Consider the following 19,804-nt stretch of genomic DNA (forward strand, 5'->3'; position numbering starts at 1 on the left):
CATAAGGAATGACGCCATGACAACGGTCCCGCGCTATCACCTGCAGACAATACCTGCGCCGCAAACCTACCCGGATATTGCTTATCCCGTCCTTTCGGACGACACCATGAAACGACGGTTGCGTAATGTCCTGCAGTCGATGCAGGAACGTGGTTTTACGCATCTGGTTATCTATGCCGACAAAGAGCATGGCGCCAATTTTGAGTATCTTGCCGGGTTTATTCCCCGTTTTGAGGAAGCACTGCTGGTAGTGAATGCCGCAGGCGCGCTGAGCTACATCATGGGCAATGAGAACCTTAAGCTGGTGCCTTTTGCGCGTAATGGCGGTAAATGCCTGCATACGCCGCTGTTTTCCTTACCCAACCAGCCAATGGAAGGTGACGCGCCGCTGGCCGGGTTGCTCGCCTCGTGCGGCATCGATAAAGCGAGCTGTGTGGGTGTCGTGGGCTGGAAATTATTCACCGGTCATACCGCGCTGTTTGATGTACCGGCGTTTATTCTTGATGCGGTGTTCAGCGCGGCAGGCGGGCGGGAAAATGTGCACAATGCTACCGGACTGTTTATCTCGCCGGAATACGGCGTACGGCGGCTGAATAGCGCCTGCGAAATTGCTTTTTATGAATACGGCGCCAACCTCGCCTCCACCCGGCTGCTTACCGCGCTCAATGCCATCGAGCCAGGGCGGCGTGAAAAAGAGATTGGTCAGCATCTGGCGGGGTGGGGACAGCCTAACAATGTGGTGATGATTGCCGCTACGGGCGAGCGCTTTGCCCGCGCCTGTCTCTACCCAACGGATAAGGTCATCGCTCGCGGCGATAAATTTTCCCTCACCGTCGGTTACAAAGGCGGGTTAACCAGCCGTTCAGCATACGTTGTCGCCAGTGAAAATGAGCTGGCGGAGCCGGTTGCAGACTACCTGACCCGCGTGGCCATTCCCTACTATCACACCGTGGTCCAGTGGCTTGAATTTATCCGCCCGGGCGTGACGGGCGCGGAGGTCTACCGCCTGGTGGAGTCGGTGTTACCTAAAGATCGCTGGCACTGGCATCTCAATCCTGGCCATCTGGTTGCCGATGAAGAGTGGTTAAGTTCGCCCATTTACCCTGCTTCTGCGGTGCGTCTGGAAAGCGGCATGCTGCTGCAAATCGATATTATTCCCTCAGTGCCGGGTTATGGCGGTTGTAGCATTGAAGATACCGTTGGCCTGGCTGATGAGCGGCTTCGCGATGAGCTGGCGCAGGATTATCCGCAGGTGTGGGCGCGTATGCAGGCGCGTCGCGACTATGTCACCGACGTATTGAAAATAGATTTGCCTGTCGAAGTCATTTTGTTGTCCAACACCGTAGGGTATCTGCGTCCTTTTTTACTGGATAAAAATAAGGCCGTAGTGAAAGCATAATATCGGCAACGTCATGCATAGCTTCTGCCTCTCATGCATGACGTTGTAAATAATAACACTGCAAATAATTTCCAGGTTATAAGCTGCGGGCAGTTGGTCTGGATTTTTCATGTAAAGATACGGCACTCTATTACAAAGAAAACGACAACGGAAGCATATTGTTTCGTGTGATCGAACATCCTTTACCCTCAGAATTAACCTGTCACATTCTCTCTGTATGTGATTAGCGCTCATACCCTTCGTTGATGTTATCTTCGCTCCCATCTCTGAAAGTTGAATATATCCTTAACTGTTATTCTGAGTATTTCCACCGTATCAGAGAAATGTCTGGTCTGACATGTAATGAAAAGACAACCTCCGGCAAGATTATTAATCTTATAGTTTCATAATGGTTTTACTACGACTAAACATTTCGTAAGCAAAAAAGAAATAGTGGGCGAGGGCCACTTATCTAAAATTCTTTATGCAATTTTTTTGTAAATTTGACGGTCGCTTTTCATGTCGACGTTTTTGGCATATTTTCTGCCCTGCATGGCGCACTATGCCTGTATTTCTGTTGCTGTCGTGATGCCCGGCGCGTGAAGTGGTAGAGGCTGACATAAACGCTATCTCCATGAAAATTATCTAATTTTAAAATCAGGGTGTTTTTTTAATAATTTTATAGAATTTTCTGATTTCCCGCTTATACTGAAAAAACATCGTTGCATGTGAACCATGCCGATATGCCACTTGTTTTAAATTTTCACTATAAATAGAAACGATAAGAGCGCATTTCTTATTGCGTGGGAGGTTTTGCCCATCGAATATACATACAGCACATCACGGTTAGCGATAAAGTAGCGCCTTCTGTCTGTTTTATGCAGAGGATCAGTCTTGTCTTTAAAAATTAAAGGCGCCGAATGCTGCTGTCTTTATTTTTATGGGCTTGATGTTGCCCAAAATAATTAATGTTTGCAGACAAACATTAAAGTGTGTCAGGTTGGCGGTTCGCTGTGTGGCGACTGGCAATTTCCTCATTAAGGACATTACATGCTTGATGATGCACTGAGTTATATTAAAGACATTCTTGATCAGCAATTACGCAACCAGTTTGATATTGCCGGGAATATGGTTGTTTTAAATAATCTGGTCGATTCGAACGGCAGCCTACCTTTAAAGAATCAAAATAAATTAGTACTCACGCTTATCAATCTGGAACATGAAACCAGCAAGCCATTTTATGGTGCGAGGACCACGCCAGATACAAAAAATAATATCGTCAGGCAGATGATGCCGACGGTGAGATTTAATCTGGATGTCTTGCTTACCGCCAGCTTTGATGACTATAGCGAATCGTTGCGCTTTCTCTCTGCGGTCATCGCTTTTTTTCAGGCGACCCCCATCATCAAACGGCAGAATTTTCCTGATCTCCCGGATGGCATTGAGCAGTTGCAGTTTGAAATCGAGAACTCACCTTACGAAAACACACACAACCTCTGGAGCGCCTTGGGCGCGCGGTATCAGCCATCGATCATTTACAAAATTCGCCATATCGCGATTCAGGCAAACCAGATTAGCGGGGAATTGCCGGTGCTCAGGCAGATTGGCAGCCAGGCGCAGGCCGGACGCTGATGTTTGTGATTGCGGAAATTACCTTGCAGCATCAGTTTTTTCCGGGCCGTATCTGGCGTGAAGCCACACTATTGCCCGATCAAAACACCCATGAAGCCATGCGACGTCTGGGGCTGAACCTGGTGGCATCAGGCAATGTATGGCGCATCTATGGCTATGCCCCGACGGGCAGAACAGTATTTTTGCAGTACTGCGTTTCCCAGGAAGTGTGTACTCCATTTCGTTTCTGGCTGGCGCAGCCTGGTACCGGGTTACTGGCGGTCACGGCACTACCCGGCGAATGGAAAGGGGTGCTCGGGTTCAGTAGTGAGCGTATTACCGCATCCGACGGGCAGATTCCGGGCGAGATGATCATGGGGCCTGCGCAAGCGCAGAGCGCGCCCGCCGTCGCGACGGGTGAAATTTGTCTCTATCCGGCGGATTTGCTCTCCCGACAGGCTTTTACTGTGACGCTCCAGGCACGCGCTACCGTCTGGGAATATCGCCTGATTCCGCGCGGACAGCGACGGTTGCAAAACCCGCAAATCGTGGACACATCAGGGCTGATCGCGTTCAACCCCGCCAGCCTGCACAGTGGGGATGGCGACGGACAAACGGGCTGGGTAACCCGCAGCACCTCAGCGATTACCCTGCAACAGGTGCCGCCACAACGTTTTGCGTTAATGGATATCCCGCAAACCCAGACGCAAAGCGGGCGTACCCGACAGCAGACGGTGATGTCTGTGCTGCCAACGCCTGTGGCAGATCGTTTATTCACCGCGTATTGCGCGGATCAGCAGCCCGTGTCGGTTATGTATGTGTATGTCTGATGAAAGGGGCGCAACACGCATCACCCGCAGGCCAACAGGAGTCGGATTCTGATGTTTTTGGGCTAATGCCTTTTCAGGTTAACGACATGCAGTACAGGATTTTCACTCAGTGAACCAAAGGAAAACCATGACATGCTAGCATCCAATATCAAAACTCCGGGTGTGTATATCAACGAGTTGAATGCCTTTCCGAACTCAGTGGTCCCTGTCGCCACCGCGGTTCCGGCCTTTATCGGCTATACACCCAACGCGCAGTATCAGGGCAAGTCCTACTACAACAAGGCGCAGAAGATCACCTCTTTTGCTGAATTTCAGGCCATCTACATGAATGCGAATCCGCAGCCGCCCGCGGATCCTGCATCGCAGTACAATCCTGAATACTATCTGGTGGCGCAAAAAACGCAGCCGGAAAAAGGGGAGTATCTGTTACTGAACGGTACGTATTATTCGATAGTGCCGGACCCGAACACCATCTATTACCTCTATAACAGCATTCGCCTGTTCTATCTCAACGGCGGCGGCGATGCGTATATTGTCTCGGTGGGCAGCTATGGGGAATCGAGCGGCAAACCCGGCGATGTGGGGGCGCAAATCGTTAATCCGAACGTGAAACTCGCCGATCTGCAAGCCGGTCTGGCGCTGCTGGAAAACGAGCAGGAGCCCACCATGTACATCTGTCCGGAAGCCACGCTGCTTTCCCCGGCAGATAATGGCACCCTGATGCAGAGCATGTTGCTGCAGGCTTCAGCGCTTCAGACCGCGGTCTGCCTGTTCGATATTATCGGCGGCGACACGCCTGATCCGATCATGTACACCAATGACATTGAGGCGTTTCGCAACAGTACCGGCTCAAATGGACTGAATTACGGCGTCGCTTATTATCCCTTTATCGGTACAACCATCATGCAGGGCAGTGATATCAATTTCACTAACCTGTTTGGCGGAGATATTAAACAACTGGGAGCGGTGATTAACCCGCCGTCGGCGCAGGACCCGGTGGTGACGAAGATCCTCGGAATGATTGAAACGCCGCCGCAAACCAACCCGATGAGCAACTCGCAGCTCAATGCTGCGCTGCTCAACGCATCAAAAACCTACTCGCAAATCATCAATAACGTGCTGACCTGCTCCAACCTTTTGCCGCCGAGCGGCGCGATGGCCGGCGTGTATACCGTCAATGACAACCTGAACGGCGTCTGGAATGCTCCCGCCAATACCAGCATTGTCGGAGCGGCGCGATTACCCATCCGCTTAACCGATGCCCAACAGGCGGATCTCAATATTGATGCGGTATCCGGTAAGTCCATCAATGCCATCCGCTTTTTCAACGGGCAGGGCATTCTGATTTGGGGGGCGAGAACCCTCGATGGCAATAGCCAGGACTGGCGTTACATCTCCGTGCGCCGCACCATGACCTTCCTCGAACAATCCGTGAAGCTGGCGGCACGTGCATATGTTTTCGAACCCAATACGGCTAATACCTGGGCCGCGGTGCGTAGCGAAATCTCCAGCTTCCTGACCGATATCTGGAAAGAGGGCGGTTTACAGGGGGCCACGGCAAACGATGCGTTTCAGGTTTTTTGCGGCCTTGGCTCCACCATGACGGGCGACGATATCCTGAACGGTTTCCTTAATGTCACCGTGAAAGTTGCCATCGTGCGTCCGGCTGAATTCCTCGTCATCACCTTTGAGCAGGAAATGGCGAAATCAGGCTAAGTGAAGCGGTAAGGCCTGTTCACACATCAATGAGTCAATTTACTGATTAGCGACTGTTAAGGAGCATGCTCATGGCAGATGACGGCAGCAAAGAAGGCACAACATGGCCTATGCCCAAGTTCCGGTTCGAGGTTGATCTGGGCTCGGAACTTAAAGGGGTAGCGTTTCAGGAAGTCTCGGGGATGGATAAAGAGGTGCAGGTGATCGAGTACCGGCACAGTAACAGTACGCTGTTCTCGACCATCAAAATGCCGGGGATCGCGAAGTACGGCAACATCACGATGAAGCGTGGCGTGTTCGTCAACGACAACAATTTCTGGAAGTGGATGGATGAAATCAAGATGAACACCGTAAAACGCAGAACGGTACTCATCAAGCTGCTCGACGAGAATGGCGCGGTCACCATGCAGTGGCAACTGAATAATGCGTGGCCAACCAAAATCACGGGCACAGATTTGAAATCCGATGCCAATGAGGTGGCCGTGGATACGCTGGAAATCGCTCACGAACAGCTCGTCGTGACCAATGGATCATAACCTGCAAACCAGTTTTTATTTCAGCGTCTCGATCACCGGGATGGGCGGCAGCGATGCCGCCTTCCAGGAAGTGAGCGGTCTGAGTAAGGAACTGGGTATCGAAGAGGTGGTGTGTGGAGGGGAAAACCGGTTTAAGTACCGTCTTCCCGCTCAGACATCGTTTCAGAACCTCGTGCTGCGGCGCGGAGTGGTTAAGGCAGAGTCTGCGCTTATCGGCTGGGTGAAAGATACGCTGGATAATGGGCTCTCTGCCCCTATCAAAACCCGCGATATCAAGGTCTGGTTACTTGATGAGAATGGTCACATCAGCATGGACTGGAATTTTATCGCCGCATGGCCAGTGAAGTGGTCCGCCAGCAACTTACGGTCACAGGAGAGTGAAATTTTCATCGAAACGCTGGAGTTTGCCTATCAGTACTTTGACATGCCCAATTTTGACACTTACTAATGCCGGGAGAAGCCGCTATGCCCGTTGAGATACGTGAACTGGTCATCAAAACCGCGATTCAGAGTCAACCCGAACCCACGCAGATGCAGTTAGATCCACTGCAACTACAGGCACTTAAGCAGCAGGTGATTCAGTCTTGTCTGCGCCAGCTTAAAAAGAACGACAGAAAAAATCCGCTGGAGCGTTAAGTCGTACGGTCTTCCGGCACATCCCATGGAAACGTTACTGATTCAGGAAGGGCCAATGGGTGGAATAAAGAAAATGCGGATGGTGGCCTACAGTGATGAAAAATTCACCAACAAGGTCAGCGGCGGCGAATATTTCGTCATCCTCAATCCTGAGCAAATTCGCATTAATCGCAGCGTCAGTTACAACGAAGAACAGGCTCCGGGCAGCGGTAAACTGTCGTCCAAATATCGGGCGACCCCGGGGGAACAACTGAGTTTTGACCTGGTGATTGACTGTACCGGCGTGGTTGACAGCACCCGTACCGATCTGACTCAGGAGATAAACCTGCTCAAGAAGACGGTGTATGACTATAACGGCAATATTCACCGCCCTAACTATGTGATCCTCTACTGGGGACAGGGCCTCTCGTTTAAGGGCGTGCTACAGGTCTTTGATACCACTTATACTTTTTTTCGCCCTGATGGCACCGCGCTGCGCGCCAAAGTGGCGTTGCAATTTACCTCTTACCTTGACCCGACAACGGCGGCGAAAGAAGAGGATCGCAAGTCACCGGATTTGACCCATCGCATCACCGTCGTGGATGGTGACAGCCTGCCGCAGATTAGCCAGGCAATTTATCGGGATCCGTCGTTCTATGTTCAACTGGCGGCCTTTAACCAACTCGATAAATTTCGCCAATTGGACTCAGGCACGACGTTGCAAGTTCCTCCGTTAATACAGGGAGGCAACGCATGAGCGGCAACCCTCCGTCTGGCGGCCTTGCAAGCTATACGATCACGGCCAATGGCAGTGCGATTCCCGGCGATTATCAGATTTTGCGTATCCAGGTTGACCAGCGGATTAACCGTATTAGCCGCGCCACGCTGGAGATACTTGATGGCTCCGCCGACGCAGAAAACTTTACTGTCAGCGCCTCGTCAACCTTCGTTCCCGGCGCGGAAATCGCTATCTCGCTGGGGTACGACACAGAAAATAAAAGCGTCTTTTCCGGCATTGTTACGCGTCAGTCTGTGCAGGTGGAAGGCAATATTGGCCCCATTTTGTCGATAGAGTGCTGCGATAAAGCCATCAAAATGAGCGTTGGCCGCCGCAGCGCGGTCTACCCGAACAAAACCGACAGCGATGTGATAAGCGCCCTGATCAGTCAGTCCGGGTTAAGTAGCGATGTTGCCCGCACGTCGCTGACGCTGGCGGAACTGGTGCAGTATTACTGCAGCGACTGGGATTTTATGCTCAGTCGTGCCGATATCAATGGCCTGGTGGTTAGCACACTGAACGGCAAAGTCTCCGTGTTTTCGCCAACCCAAAACACGACGTCGGTCCTGACGGTGACCTACGGCGATAATCTCTACCAGTTCAGTGCGGATATGGACGCCGTCACGCAACTGGGCGAGGTGAAAGCCCGCGCCTGGGATTACGCCACACAGCAATGCATCTCCGCCACGGCCAATAACACGCTCAGCGGGCCGGGTAATATCAGCAGCAAAAAACTCTCGGCGGTGGTGGGGTTACCCACCTTTACGCTCCAGTCTACCGCCACGCTTAATAACGGCGCGCTGACCGAGTGGTCGAAGGCGCAAATGCAGAAAAGCGAACTGGCGAAAATTACCGGTGAGGTGCGTGTCGCGGGCAACGCGGCGGTCATTCCGGGCGTCTGGCTGACGGTGGCCGGCGTTGGCGATCGTTTTGATGGCGACTATTTTGTCTCGGGCGTCGAGCATGAATTCGCCGAGGGAAACTGGTTTACCAAAGCCTCGCTGGGTCTCTCTTCCCTGTGGTTCGTTCAGCAACATGACGTCATGGCCCCCGCAGCGGCTGGGGTACTTCCCGGCGTTGAGGGGTTATTTAACGCCACGGTGAAGAAAATTGATCAGGACCCGGACAATGCCTACCGAATTCTGGTGACGCTGCCGCTCTTTGATACCGAAGGGCACGGTGTCTGGGCGAGGATGGCAAACTTTTATTCCAGCAGCGGCGTGGGGGCCTTTTTCCTGCCGGAAGTGGGCGATGAAGTGATCGTCGGTTTTCTCAACCTGGATCCCTGTTTCCCGGTGATCCTTGGCAGCGTTTATAGCGGCAAACGAGCCCCATTCAATGATCTGAAACCGGATGCGGACAACAGCAAAAAGGCTATCGTCACGCACAGTGAAATGCGCATCGTCTTTGATGATAAGGACAGCATCATGACGATCACCACCAAAGCCAACAATGTCATCGTGCTGGACGACAAAAAGCAGCAAATCAGCATCACCGACCAAAACAACAATGCCATCACAATGTCGTCGTCCGGTATTGAACTCAAAAGCCCCGCATCGATCACCATTCATGCCGACCAGAAGGTCAATATCAGCGGAAATATGGGCGTCAGTATTCAGGCGTCTTCCGGCGATGTCGCTATTTCCGGCATGAATGTGAATGCCAACGCCGACATTGCGCTAAGTGCGAAGGGAAATGCCAGTGCACAGGTACAGGGCGGGGCGGAACTGACCCTCAAGGGTGCAATCGTGATGATCAATTAAGAGGAGGAACCATGCCGCCTGCCGCAAGACTGACCGATTTTCATCAGTGCCCGATGGTGACGCCAGGGCTACCACCGATTCCCCATGTCGGCGGTCCCATCATTCAGGTGGGGTGTCCGACGGTGCTCATTGGCAAGCTGCCCGCTGCCCGTCTGGGCGACATGCTGGTTTGCGTCGGTCCGCCGGACACCATCATCAAGGGATCTGCAACGGTTTTCATCGGGGGTTTACCGGCGGCCAGAGTAGGGGATCAGACTGCGCACGGGGGATCGATTGTGCTTGGCGAATTCACGGTCATTATCGGAGGCTAGGAGATGAGTGAGCATGATTTTCTTGGTCGCGGCTGGCAATTTCCCCCTGCATTTTCCGGGGCAATTCGGCAAGTGTCGATGAACAGCGCGCAGGATAATATCAATCAGTCCATCGATTTAATACTGCGCACCGCACGTGGCGAACGCTGCCTGTTGCCCTATTTCGGCAGCGAATTACGCAGCTTTTTGTTCCGCCAGCCGGACGCGACCCTCAAGGACGAAATCACCCAATCCGTACGCCTGACGTTGCTTAATGACGAACCGCGAATCACCGTTGAATCGATTGACGTCTCTTTTACACCGGAACCCGCCATGGTGGTTATCCATATCGGTTACCTGATTAGGCAAACCAACTCGCGGCATAACCATGTCTTCCCGTTCTCTCTGCTTGAAGGGACGAACCTTACCGTGGAGCAGCAGGGTGCGCATCAACGTTGACATCGATGCCCTTGCGGGCGACATCAACCGACGGCTGGATCCCGATGGCATTGCCATCGATGGCCGTGATATGCGCGATCGTCTGGCGTTTGTCGCCGCTATTGCGGACCTTATCGTATTTTACGATGAGCACAACCAGGCGGCAGGAAACTGGCGCGCGCTGGTATTAAAAGATCCGGCGATTCTGCTGGCGGTGATCGGTAAAACGGCGTATCAGGCACTGCATTTTCGTTTTAACCAGTTGCAGGAACGGCTAAAACCGTTTCAGTCGTTACCTGCGAACGCCAGCCCGAATGATGGAGATAAACAGGCGGTTGCGCACCTGTTTATGCTGCTGGACAACATGTTCGGACAGATCAATACCTGGCATCACTATTTACCGCAGAGTACGGTCACTTTTCCGTTGCAGAAATTTGTGAGTGAAGAGGTCAGCGTGACCCTCTCACCGTGCCTGTGGCGACGGGTAGATCTGCAGATTTGGCTGGCTCAGGCGTGGCCAGAGTGCGCATTACCCACCCTTGATCTCAGTGTGTTTGGCGATGCGTGGCAATTTCGCGGCGCGCAGTTCTCCCGACCACGCTCGCCGCAAGAGGTCCTGAGTACACTGGAAAGGCTCTATCAGCAGGTCTTTTCGTTCTTTGTTCAGGTGATTAACCACGCAAACCGCGCCTTTGCTGCATTACGCGAAGAGCAGAACGATTATCCCGATACGGCGCTGATCATCGCGTTTAATCGGCTACTGGAATTTTCCCGCACGGGTCTGAACACGTTTAGTCGTCGTCATCTCGACTTTTATTATCAGCGGCTTTTACACCAGCAACAGCGCCCGGCGCTGCCTGATCATACGGTGATCTGCCTGATGCCGGTTGAGGGGATATCTCCCGTGACGCTGCCTGTGGGTACCGCGTTTATGGCAGGCCAGGACCGCCAGAAGCAGCCGATTATCTTTGCAACTCAGCAGGCGATGGAAATCAACACCGCCAGGCCCGGTCTGACAATCAGTTGTCGCTACGCGGAGGATGCCAATGGCGACTGGCAGCAGTATGTGAATACGCTGGCGGCACCAAACCCGATCCGTCGGGATGCTGATAATACGGTTCTGGCCAGCGATTGGTTTGGTAACAGTGCGCCACAGACACAACCCCATGGGTTTGCCTTTGCCAGCCCCATGCTCTGGCTGACCAGCGGGACGCGCGAGGTGACGTTGACCTTTACCTTCGCGCAGACGGTCGACCCCAACCTCTGGCAGCACGCGGTTATTGCCTTAAGCGGCGCGCAACAGTGGCAGGATGCAACACCCTATGGCACCTGGCAACGGGGCGATAACGCGCAACAACTGGTGCTCACGCTGACCCTGGACAGCGGCTTTGCCCCCGTATCGGTCTTTACCGCCGCCCCCGTCGGGCCTTTTGATGCCGCCGCGCCCTGGTGTCGGGTGACCCTGCCCGCAAAAGTGGATTTACGTCAGCCACCGCGTCTGCTGAGCCTGACCATTTCGGTCAACGTGACACAGAGCGAGGCATTGAGCCTCAGTAATGACAATGGACCGATGGTGGCTGACAAAGTTATGCCCGTTTTTGGCCCCATTCCGGAGGTGGGGCATCACTGTTATCTCAACGCGCCGGAGGTCTTCGGCAAACCTCTCAGCGGGCTGAGTCTGCAACTGTTCTGGGACAACCAGCCGCCCGATTTTGCCGGGTATTACGCCACCTGGAATCACTGGGCGGATGAAGACGATGAAGAGGCAAAAACCTGGAGCAACAGCGCCTTTCGCGTGACCTGGCAGGCAAACAGCGCCATGGGCTGGCAGATATTACCCGCGACATTAACGATTGTGCCCCCTTCTGACAGGGTACCGCCACCGCCCACATCAGCCGCCCGCCGTTCATGGTGGCAGCGGATCTGGCAGCGCCTGCACAGCACGCCACACACCTTTTCTGCGACCGATCCGCAGTTACCTGGCGGATTGTTTGCCCAACGGGAGACGGGCAAAACCTGCCTCAATGCCGCCTCCAGTACCTGGACATTCCACTTCCCGACGGCGCTCACCTGGAACGCGGAGAGTGCATTGACCGGGCCAGGAATGCGTATGACGCTGATTGCGCCTGGGCCGGGGTTTGGTTTTAACCTTTATCCGCAACTGGTGGCGGATATCAGCCTTGAGAATGCCAAAGCGCTGATGTCGCTGTTTGGTAAAAGCGATACTACGCCGATGCCGAACCTGCCCTGGGTGCCGAAAGCCAATCGGGCGCTGGTGAATTATCAGGCGAGTCAATGTCTCGATTTCACCCGGCCACTGGCGACAACCACGGCCTTCACGCTCATTCATCAGGGGGCGTTGACGGAATACTGTTATTTTCACAAGGTCGCAGGTGAAGAGGCCGCGCAAATCTCGCTGGCGACAGTGGCATTACAGCCTGGTGCGACTGACGCCCCTGGGCTGGCGCTTTTCCAGGGCGTTAATCAGGCTGCGGGTTCACTGTTTATCTCTCTTGTCCAGGTAGCGACGCCGTGTCGTCTGAGCTTATTTATTGAACTGATGCAGGCGGTCGACCCGGAGGGGGCGACGGCAGAAATTCAGCTCTTTTACTGGAGCGTGAACGGCTGGCAGGCGCTCAGCGTGGTGAGTGATGAGACGGGCGGACTTCGCCGTTCCGGCATTATGGTGCTTGACCTGCCGCAGGATATGGCGCTGGACTCTCCGGTGCTGACGGCAGACGTGACACCCGGACAACCGTGCGGCTGGCTAATGATGACGCAAAATGTCGCGCAACGGGTGCAGGTGGTGTACTGCAATACGCAGGCAGTGCGGGTGCAACGACAGCTTAACGTGACGTTGTCACCTGGCGAGCAGCCAAAATTGCTGGCGGGCAGTATTGTCGCGCCACTTATCACCCAACCCGCAATTGCCGGGGTTATTCAGCCGTTTGACTCCATCGGCGGCAGCCCGGCAGAAGACCCTGTCATGTTTCGCCAGCGGGTGAGCCAGCGTCTCAGGACCAAAGATCGTCTGAGCAGCCAGTGGGATAGCCTGACTCTGACGCGCGAGGTCTTTCCCGGCGCGTTTTATACCCGGATATTACCCGCGATACGGCCTGGTGATGTTTGTGTCGGCGTGATCCCACGTTATGACAATGCTGGCGCTATCGGCGCGCTCCGTCCGGCGGTCTCTTCGGATGGTTTGCAACTTATCCAGCAATATCTCGCCCGGCGCTTATCGGCAATGGCGCAGGTGACGGTCTGCAACTTGCAATACGAACCGGTACAGGTGATAGCCACTTTGGTTATCGGCGCCTGGGTCAATGCCAACGATCTGATGCAATCCCTGACTCAGGGAATAACGCTATTTCTTTCCCCATGGATAGAGGCGGCGCAGGCGCAATATTCCGTCTCGCTTGGCGTCAGCCATTCCGCAGTGTTGAGCTTTTTAGCCAGCTTTGACGGGGTGGCCGCCGTACAGCGCTTGCAACTGTGCAAATCAGGCGCCGACAACGGCGAAAAAAGCCATGCCACAGACGGTCTGCTGGTACCCTCCGATGCCCGCCGGGTAGTGGTGTCGGCCTTCACGCATCAACTGACGTTTATCCGCGCCAGTAGTGACGGACCTGAGTCAGCCGCCAGCGCAACGTTATCGATGCCGCAGAATACGTTATCGGAGGCCTGGTGATGAGCGAAATGACTCCGGCTGTCCCGCTGGCACAGCAGGTGATGCAAAACAGTATTCAGTCCGGCCCGCTGCCTGCGGAGCAAAACATCACTTTTCTCAAACAGGAAGGTATTCGCTACCTCAAAGCGATGGCGGGCGAGTCCTGGAGTAATTACAACGACAGCGACCCGGGCGTCACTATTCTTGAGCAGCTTTGCTATGCCCTGACCGAACTGGGTTATGTGAACAGTTTCCCGATTGAAGATGTGCTTACCGGCCCCGATCAGCGTATCGCCTGGGCGCAACAATTCTTTGCCGCTGAAGAAATTCTGACCAGCGGCCCCGTTACCCCTGAGGACTACCAGCGGCTGGTGCTGGATAACGTGCCGGAGGTCGATAATATTTATCTGCTGCCGCTGCTACGCGGGCAAACGCCGACCGGCTGGTATCAGGTGTCGGTAGATGTCGCCGACACCTCTCTCCCGGCGCAAGAGGATGCCGTAGGTCGCCTGCTGGCGCGGATTGACAGACTGCTTAACGGCCAGCGTAATATTGGAGAAGGCTTCCTGCCTCCCACGCTGCTGAAAGCACAGGTCATTAACATCACGGCCACGCTGTTTATGGCGCCGGATGCCAATGCTCAGCAGGTGTATGCGCAAATCAATCAGGCGCTGGCGGACTATGTGGCGCCATTTGCCCGGCGCTGCGGCTATGCGGAGTTGCGTGCCCGGGGGCTGGATGCTTCTGCGATTTTCAACGGGCCGGAAATGCACAACGGCTGGATTGTCAGTGGGACCCTGGCGGCGCAAAAACGCCGCGTCATCCACCTGATGGACATCGTTGTCTGTATTAGCGGCGTTGAAGGCGTGGAGGGCGTGGCGGGGTGCCGGTTTAGCGATGCGCAACATAGTGAGTCCGATAGCATCCTGCTGCAGGAAGACGGTATCGCGCGACTGCGCTTTACGCCGTCATCCACACAAACGGATACCTCCACTGCGGGGGTGGCGGCGCAGCATGCGGCGCTGAATTCGCTGGCACAACTGCAAGCCCGCCACCAGAGTAGCAGCATTGATGCGAAAATTGACATTGCGCCTGCGTTGCCGACCGGGCGTTATCGCAATATCCCGGCGTATTACTCGGTACAGAACACGTTTCCCAACATTTATGCCATCGGGCCGAACTCCTTGCAGGCCGATACGCCGGACTACCGGGTCGCACAGGCGCGGCAGTTAAAAGGATATCTGATGCTTTTCGATCAGGTGATGGCTAACCAGCTCGCGCAGCTGGCCAATCTTGGCAATCTCTTCTCATTTGGCTTCACCCGAGCGCCCGTCACCGGGCCGGAGGATGTGGGAACCTTATTGACCCGGCCCGATCCGCTGCGTGGGATCCCCGATCAGCCCGCTATTCGGACCCTGTTTTGCCAGCCGTTGTATAACGTGCCCGATGTCCAGGCGCTGCTACTGGGCGGCGAGCGCTTTCAGTATATCGCACCGGATGACCCCGCCGATGCCCGCCTGCGATCGCAACTGGCCTGGCAACGTTTTCAGCGTGATCCCTTTAATGCGTATCACTATGGACTGGTTCAGGCAATGGAGAGTATAGAAAGCGCGGAGCAGCGCCGTGATGAGATGCTCAGCCACCTTTTGGCGCGCCACGGTGAACCCGCTGATGTCTACAATGCCATTATCGATGCTCTGCAGTGGTCTGGCGGTATGCTGAAAACCCGAATCAGGGTGAAAAGCACCTGGCTGCTGAATTTACAGGCGCTCTCGTCTCGTCGGGCGCAGGCGGGCGATCGCGGGTGTGCCACGCCCGTTACGCCGCCGGGGCGCTATTGTCTTTCGCAGGCGGCGTATCGGCAGTGGAAAATGGCCTGTCCGCCATCAGTAGTGCCGTTAATCGATGCTTTATATCTGAAAAGCTTCGACAGCCCGAAAGCTATCACCGCCGCGTGCGCCAGAACCTTCCTGCCGGACAGAGACCATAACGACGCCCATCTGACTCTGCAGGCTATTCTCCAGTGGCGTTTGCGCCTGAAAGAGGTGATTTTGCGTGAAGACGGCAATATTCGCATTATCGAACGAGTGCTCAATGAAGATGAGGTGTGTCGACGTGACGGGCAATGGGATCTGGCCAGGCTGGAACACCAGAGCCGTCTGCCGGGGCAGGCGTTTGCCGATTTCAGCACCTTTGAACTGAAATGTGCCATTTTGTCAGGCCTGCCTGCGCATTTGCGCCTGCTGGCCGCCACGCTGGCGCGCTTATTACAACAGCCGCAGTTTATTGAGTGGCTGTCAGCAGGCTGCACAACACCGTTCCGGCAACCGGAGCGAGATGATCCGATCACCGGTGACGTGTCGATGCAAAAAAACGCCGTCGGTTTAGCAGTATTCATCGGCAGCCAGTGCGTGCTGCAACTGCCAGATACACCGTCGCTTACGGTCAGTGGTTTGCAGCAGTATGTTGATCAACTGGCCTGGCTGGGGGGCGTTCGCCAGGGCATGGTGCTGGTAGAACAGGGTTTATTGCAAACAGATCCTCGCGCCATGGTGCCGGATGACACGACGCAGATGGGCGGGCTATCGGCCACGCTGGCGCTGCCAGATTATGTGACGCTGACCGGCAATCCCGCCTTTTTGCAGAGTCTGGATATGCTGCGGCAGTTGCACTGGCCGGGGCATATCACTCTGCACATCCAGCAGCGCAATGTTGGACAAATGGCGTCGCTTATCAACGCATGGTGTCAATGGTACAACCTGCGGTTGCCGGATGCGACGCCCTCACCGCAGGCCTTGTTGCGTGAGGCAACCTCGGGACTTCTCAATGCCCTGCGAACCGGGGAGAGCGGGAGGTCAGATGATGACGCCTGAGCATATGATCGCGCGCTGTGAGTGGCAGACGCGCTTTGACCAGCCGTCCTGCGCCGTCGCATTGCAAAACGCAATCAGCCAGTGGAGCCAGCAGATCATGCCCGCTATTCTGGCGCGCTTTTTCGCCAGACATTGTCCTGCCACTGAACGCTGGCGTATTGAATCGCTTGAACTGGATTTAGGGACCATTGATCTCACCTCCCTGGACGAGACGTTAGCGCAGCGGTTTGAATCCGCGCTGGAGGAGGCGCTCAGTCGGGCGTTTCACCGCCAGGAGGTGCGTTTTCTCAAGACATCGGCGGCGTCGGGCCATGCGGTGGCGGGCGAGATGAACGATCTGGACGCGTTGCGCTGGTTTTTACTCCAGGGGACGTCGCCCTGGTGGCGCAGCGAGCGGCTCTCGTTACAGCCACTGGTGGAACACGTGTTACAAGGCGATGCGCAACCCTTCACCCGGCTGATCCGCGAGGTGGGACAGGGGGATGTTGCGCGTCGGCGTATGGCCTGGCAGTGGAGCGACAAACATATCCGGCAGACTATCAGGCGACTTGAGCCGTGGCATGCGGGGTTTATCTGCCACTATGCCGACAGGGTCGTCGCCTGCCAGCAACAACAGCGTATTGTTCAGCGCCAGGACAGTGGGTTCAGCGGGCAACTATGGTACTGGATCCTTACCCCTCTGCTGGTTGAGCGCGGAACGTTGTTCAATACCCGCCAGTTTGTCCGCGCCACGCTCTGGCAAATGGCGCAGCACTATCAACTGGATTTCCATCAGCTTGTGGCTGGCCTGGCCCAGGCGGTTGAACACTTGCAGATAAGCGGGCGCGTCGCCCCGGTCTTTTTGCAGGTACTGACCGATTTGCAACATGAGGAGACTCACCTGCCTGTCTCCGCGATGACGCAACCACACGACGATAACCTGTGGTTTCAGTTCCAGCGCCTGTTGCATCATCGCGCCGACAACTGGCGGCACAATGGCGATGTGGTCCATCTGGCGGAGCTATTGGCGCAACTTGCCGCTAAAGACCGGGCGCGAACAGCCGGTATCCTGCGTGAAGAGGGCCGCACGTCGCAGGTGCGCGATTATATGTTACAGCGTTTGAGCACGTTACAACTGGCACAACTGGTGGCCGTGCTGGAGCCGCGCGACCACCGCTTTATCATGACGCACATTACGCGTACTCAGACACTGTTACGCCAGCAACATCATCCACGGCGGCTGGTCTGGGAGGTATTACTGGCGTGGCTACTGGTCAATTCAGGCAGTCATTTCAGCCGTCGTCAGTTTGTGCAGGAAACGCTGATGGCTATCAGCGCCCGCAGTGGCATTGAGTATGTCCTGTTGTTAACGATGTTGATGCAGGCCGCCGCACCTCAACCGCATCCTGGTCATTTTGAGCTGTTGGTCATTTTACACGAACTGGTCCAGCAACAGCGCAAGCGACACCATGCCGCCAGTCATCGCTGGCTACCGCTGCGTGATTATTTGCGCCACGGGCGTTTCACGATGAACGGTCACATCCCCCCGGATGCGACGCTCCGCTCAGAGTTGATTGCACTGCGCACATTGCTGCTGATGCCTTCACCGCCCGGTGTGCTGCTGGCGGTGATTCGCCAGTCGCGCACCGGTACGGGTGATGAACAGGCGCTGGCCCGTCGCCTGCTGACTATTTTGATGGTGCAGGGTGAGATCACGCTCTCAACGTTGCATCGGCTAATGCGACGGCTTTCACCAGACTTAAGCGCCCCGGCACTGGCGCTGCTGGTTACGCTGCGCCGCTGGAACCGTGAGGGTCGGCTGACGCAATCCGGGGCAACGGTGGCAGAGAGTATTCTGATTATCGCGCTGCTTCAGGCACTGTTCGGGCATGCGGGCGCCACCCTGACAGTCAGACAGTGGTTAGCGCAGGTGTGGACGATCCTCGCCCGCCAGACGGCAACCACAATACCTGAGATGATCCGCCGCTGGCAGCGCAACGCACAGGCCGACCGGGAGGAGGGAAAACTGGATGCTGCGCTCTATCCGCTGGTGCCGCCGGGCGCGCTGCGTAAGCTCATGGACGAGCGCGCGCCTGCCGCATTACCGTTCAATCTGCCGCATCGCCAGCGGGATAACATGTTTGCTGCGCCGTCTCCCGAACCTGTGTTGGCGGAGCAACACCATGGCGGGATTAACGAAGGCCACCATGATTTGGTCCAGTGGCTGTTATCCGGCGTGCTGCCCATGCAGGCAATGACGGCGTCACTGTCTGTCGGCGAGTGGCTTCATGGCGTAATAGGGCGCGACCTGAGCGCATTTCGGCGGATTGTTGCGCCACACTTTGACCAGCCTGCGGTGCGCTACCGGCTGATAAAGCACCTCTCGCTGGCGCAGTTGATCGCACTGTTTACGCATGCCGATCAAAGCGCGCCCGTCAGCGCCAGTAGACTGCGAGAACTATACCTGCTCCTTCCCGCGCTGACGTTGCCGTTTATCAGCATGGCCGTTCGTGAGGAATTGTTGCTGGCTTGTTTGCTGGAAGGCTGGTTTACCCGCAGTGGGGAGAGAGACGTCTCCTGGCTTATCAATCAGCTCTGCTGGCGCTTATTACGCCACGGGGATTGTTCCGTGGAACAGTTGTGCGACGCGCTGAGCGCGCCCGGTCTGCCCGCCAGCCACAGCCTGAGATACCACCTTACGCTTGCTGGCAGGGCTATGCGGCCAGTAGCAGAAGAGCATGCCATGACCACCGCTGATTCGCTCCGCGTACCGACCACGTTATCCCCCCAACAGGCATCAGGCACAGGACCGATGGTTATCAATAACGCGGGCATTGTGCTGCTGCAAAGCTACATCAAACCGCTTTTTGAGCGGCTGAAACTCATTCATGACGACCAGTTTGTTAGCGCCGGCACGCAACGGGCGGCTACACACTACCTGCAATATCTGATTTGCGGGCAATCCCGCAGCGAAGAACACCATCTGATACTGAACAAAGTCCTGTGTGGGCTGCCGCTGTCACAGCCTCTTGAAAGCGGCATCGGGATCGACAGTGACGAGGCCGAGATTATCCACAGTCTGATTCAGGCGGTGGCGCAGTACTGGCCCGCCATTGGCAAAACCTCAGTGGCGGGATTTCAGGGTAACTGGCTGCTCAGGGGCGGCACCCTGACAGAAAAAAGTGAGCACTGGGATCTGGTGGTAGAGCGACGCTCTTACGACATACTCATCCGTCGTTCGTCGTTGTCATACACCATTGTGCGATTGCCGTGGATGGGCAAACCGATTTATGTCACCTGGCCGATTTGAACGGTGCTGTGACGGGGTAT

General features: G+C 55.3%; 14 protein-coding genes. All 14 read left to right on the forward strand.

Annotated elements, in window-relative coordinates; genetic code table 11:
* The first annotated feature begins 16 nt into the window (after positions 1-16).
* Positions 17-1,399: a M24 family metallopeptidase gene (locus L2097_RS06285; RefSeq protein ID WP_250352376.1), complete on the forward strand. Its 1,383-nt coding sequence runs from the start codon at positions 17-19 to the stop codon at positions 1,397-1,399.
* 1,029 nt (positions 1,400-2,428) lie between these two features.
* Positions 2,429-3,010: a Pvc16 family protein gene (locus L2097_RS06290; RefSeq protein WP_250352377.1), complete on the forward strand. Its 582-nt coding sequence runs from the start codon at positions 2,429-2,431 to the stop codon at positions 3,008-3,010.
* Positions 3,010-3,819 carry a hypothetical protein gene (locus L2097_RS06295; RefSeq protein WP_250352378.1) on the forward strand — a complete coding sequence of 270 codons (810 nt, stop codon included), beginning with the start codon at positions 3,010-3,012 and terminating at the stop codon, positions 3,817-3,819. Before L2097_RS06290 ends, L2097_RS06295 begins: the two co-directional genes overlap by 1 nt.
* A gap of 132 nt (positions 3,820-3,951) precedes the next feature.
* Positions 3,952-5,535, forward strand: coding sequence for a phage tail sheath family protein (locus tag L2097_RS06300; RefSeq protein WP_250352379.1), 1,584 nt, complete (start codon positions 3,952-3,954; stop codon positions 5,533-5,535).
* A gap of 71 nt (positions 5,536-5,606) precedes the next feature.
* Positions 5,607-6,071 (forward strand): phage tail protein, encoded by a 465-nt coding sequence (locus L2097_RS06305; protein WP_250352380.1) that lies wholly within the window; start codon positions 5,607-5,609, stop codon positions 6,069-6,071.
* Positions 6,061-6,519 (forward strand): phage tail protein, encoded by a 459-nt coding sequence (locus tag L2097_RS06310; protein ID WP_250352381.1) that lies wholly within the window; start codon positions 6,061-6,063, stop codon positions 6,517-6,519. The genes L2097_RS06305 and L2097_RS06310 overlap by 11 nt, the downstream gene beginning before the upstream one ends.
* A 17-nt stretch (positions 6,520-6,536) precedes the next feature.
* A complete protein-coding gene (locus L2097_RS06315; RefSeq protein WP_250352382.1) occupies positions 6,537-6,707 on the forward strand; it encodes a DUF5908 family protein in 171 nt (56 codons plus the stop codon).
* A gap of 25 nt (positions 6,708-6,732) precedes the next feature.
* Positions 6,733-7,443, forward strand: a complete 711-nt coding sequence (locus L2097_RS06320) for a CIS tube protein (RefSeq protein ID WP_250352383.1) — start codon at positions 6,733-6,735, stop codon at positions 7,441-7,443.
* Entirely contained in the window at positions 7,440-9,227 is a 1,788-nt protein-coding gene (vgrG, locus tag L2097_RS06325) for a type VI secretion system tip protein VgrG (RefSeq protein WP_250352384.1), read from the forward strand. The genes L2097_RS06320 and vgrG overlap by 4 nt, the downstream gene beginning before the upstream one ends.
* Positions 9,228-9,238: 11 nt before the next feature.
* Entirely contained in the window at positions 9,239-9,538 is a 300-nt protein-coding gene (locus L2097_RS06330) for a PAAR domain-containing protein (protein WP_250352385.1), read from the forward strand.
* Positions 9,539-9,541: 3 nt separating this feature from the next.
* Complete coding sequence (locus L2097_RS06335) at positions 9,542-9,976, forward strand: GPW/gp25 family protein (RefSeq protein WP_250352386.1); 435 nt, start codon at positions 9,542-9,544, stop codon at positions 9,974-9,976.
* Positions 9,960-13,643 carry a baseplate J/gp47 family protein gene (locus L2097_RS06340; RefSeq protein WP_250352387.1) on the forward strand — a complete coding sequence of 1,228 codons (3,684 nt, stop codon included), beginning with the start codon at positions 9,960-9,962 and terminating at the stop codon, positions 13,641-13,643. Before L2097_RS06335 ends, L2097_RS06340 begins: the two co-directional genes overlap by 17 nt.
* Positions 13,643-16,495: a baseplate wedge protein gene (locus tag L2097_RS06345; protein WP_250352388.1), complete on the forward strand. Its 2,853-nt coding sequence runs from the start codon at positions 13,643-13,645 to the stop codon at positions 16,493-16,495. The genes L2097_RS06340 and L2097_RS06345 overlap by 1 nt, the downstream gene beginning before the upstream one ends.
* Positions 16,482-19,784, forward strand: coding sequence for a contractile injection system tape measure protein (locus tag L2097_RS06350; RefSeq protein WP_250352389.1), 3,303 nt, complete (start codon positions 16,482-16,484; stop codon positions 19,782-19,784). Before L2097_RS06345 ends, L2097_RS06350 begins: the two co-directional genes overlap by 14 nt.
* Positions 19,785-19,804 lie beyond the last annotated feature (20 nt).

Source organism: Citrobacter sp. MNAZ 1397 (assembly GCF_023613995.1).
In the GTDB taxonomy this organism is placed as follows: Bacteria; Pseudomonadota; Gammaproteobacteria; order Enterobacterales; family Enterobacteriaceae; genus Phytobacter; species Phytobacter ursingii.

Excerpts from the sequence above, each read along its gene's own strand:
- L2097_RS06285 (WP_250352376.1), top strand. The coding sequence starts at position 17 with ATGACAACGGTCCCGCGCTATCACCTGCAGACAATACCTGCGCCGCAA.
- L2097_RS06290 (WP_250352377.1), top strand. The coding sequence starts at position 2,429 with ATGCTTGATGATGCACTGAGTTATATTAAAGACATTCTTGATCAGCAA.
- L2097_RS06295 (WP_250352378.1), top strand. The coding sequence starts at position 3,010 with ATGTTTGTGATTGCGGAAATTACCTTGCAGCATCAGTTTTTTCCGGGC.
- L2097_RS06300 (WP_250352379.1), top strand. The coding sequence starts at position 3,952 with ATGCTAGCATCCAATATCAAAACTCCGGGTGTGTATATCAACGAGTTG.
- L2097_RS06305 (WP_250352380.1), top strand. The coding sequence starts at position 5,607 with ATGGCAGATGACGGCAGCAAAGAAGGCACAACATGGCCTATGCCCAAG.
- L2097_RS06310 (WP_250352381.1), top strand. The coding sequence starts at position 6,061 with ATGGATCATAACCTGCAAACCAGTTTTTATTTCAGCGTCTCGATCACC.
- L2097_RS06315 (WP_250352382.1), top strand. The coding sequence starts at position 6,537 with ATGCCCGTTGAGATACGTGAACTGGTCATCAAAACCGCGATTCAGAGT.
- L2097_RS06320 (WP_250352383.1), top strand. The coding sequence starts at position 6,733 with ATGGAAACGTTACTGATTCAGGAAGGGCCAATGGGTGGAATAAAGAAA.
- vgrG (WP_250352384.1), top strand. The coding sequence starts at position 7,440 with ATGAGCGGCAACCCTCCGTCTGGCGGCCTTGCAAGCTATACGATCACG.
- L2097_RS06330 (WP_250352385.1), top strand. The coding sequence starts at position 9,239 with ATGCCGCCTGCCGCAAGACTGACCGATTTTCATCAGTGCCCGATGGTG.
- L2097_RS06335 (WP_250352386.1), top strand. The coding sequence starts at position 9,542 with ATGAGTGAGCATGATTTTCTTGGTCGCGGCTGGCAATTTCCCCCTGCA.
- L2097_RS06345 (WP_250352388.1), top strand. The coding sequence starts at position 13,643 with ATGAGCGAAATGACTCCGGCTGTCCCGCTGGCACAGCAGGTGATGCAA.
- L2097_RS06350 (WP_250352389.1), top strand. The coding sequence starts at position 16,482 with ATGATGACGCCTGAGCATATGATCGCGCGCTGTGAGTGGCAGACGCGC.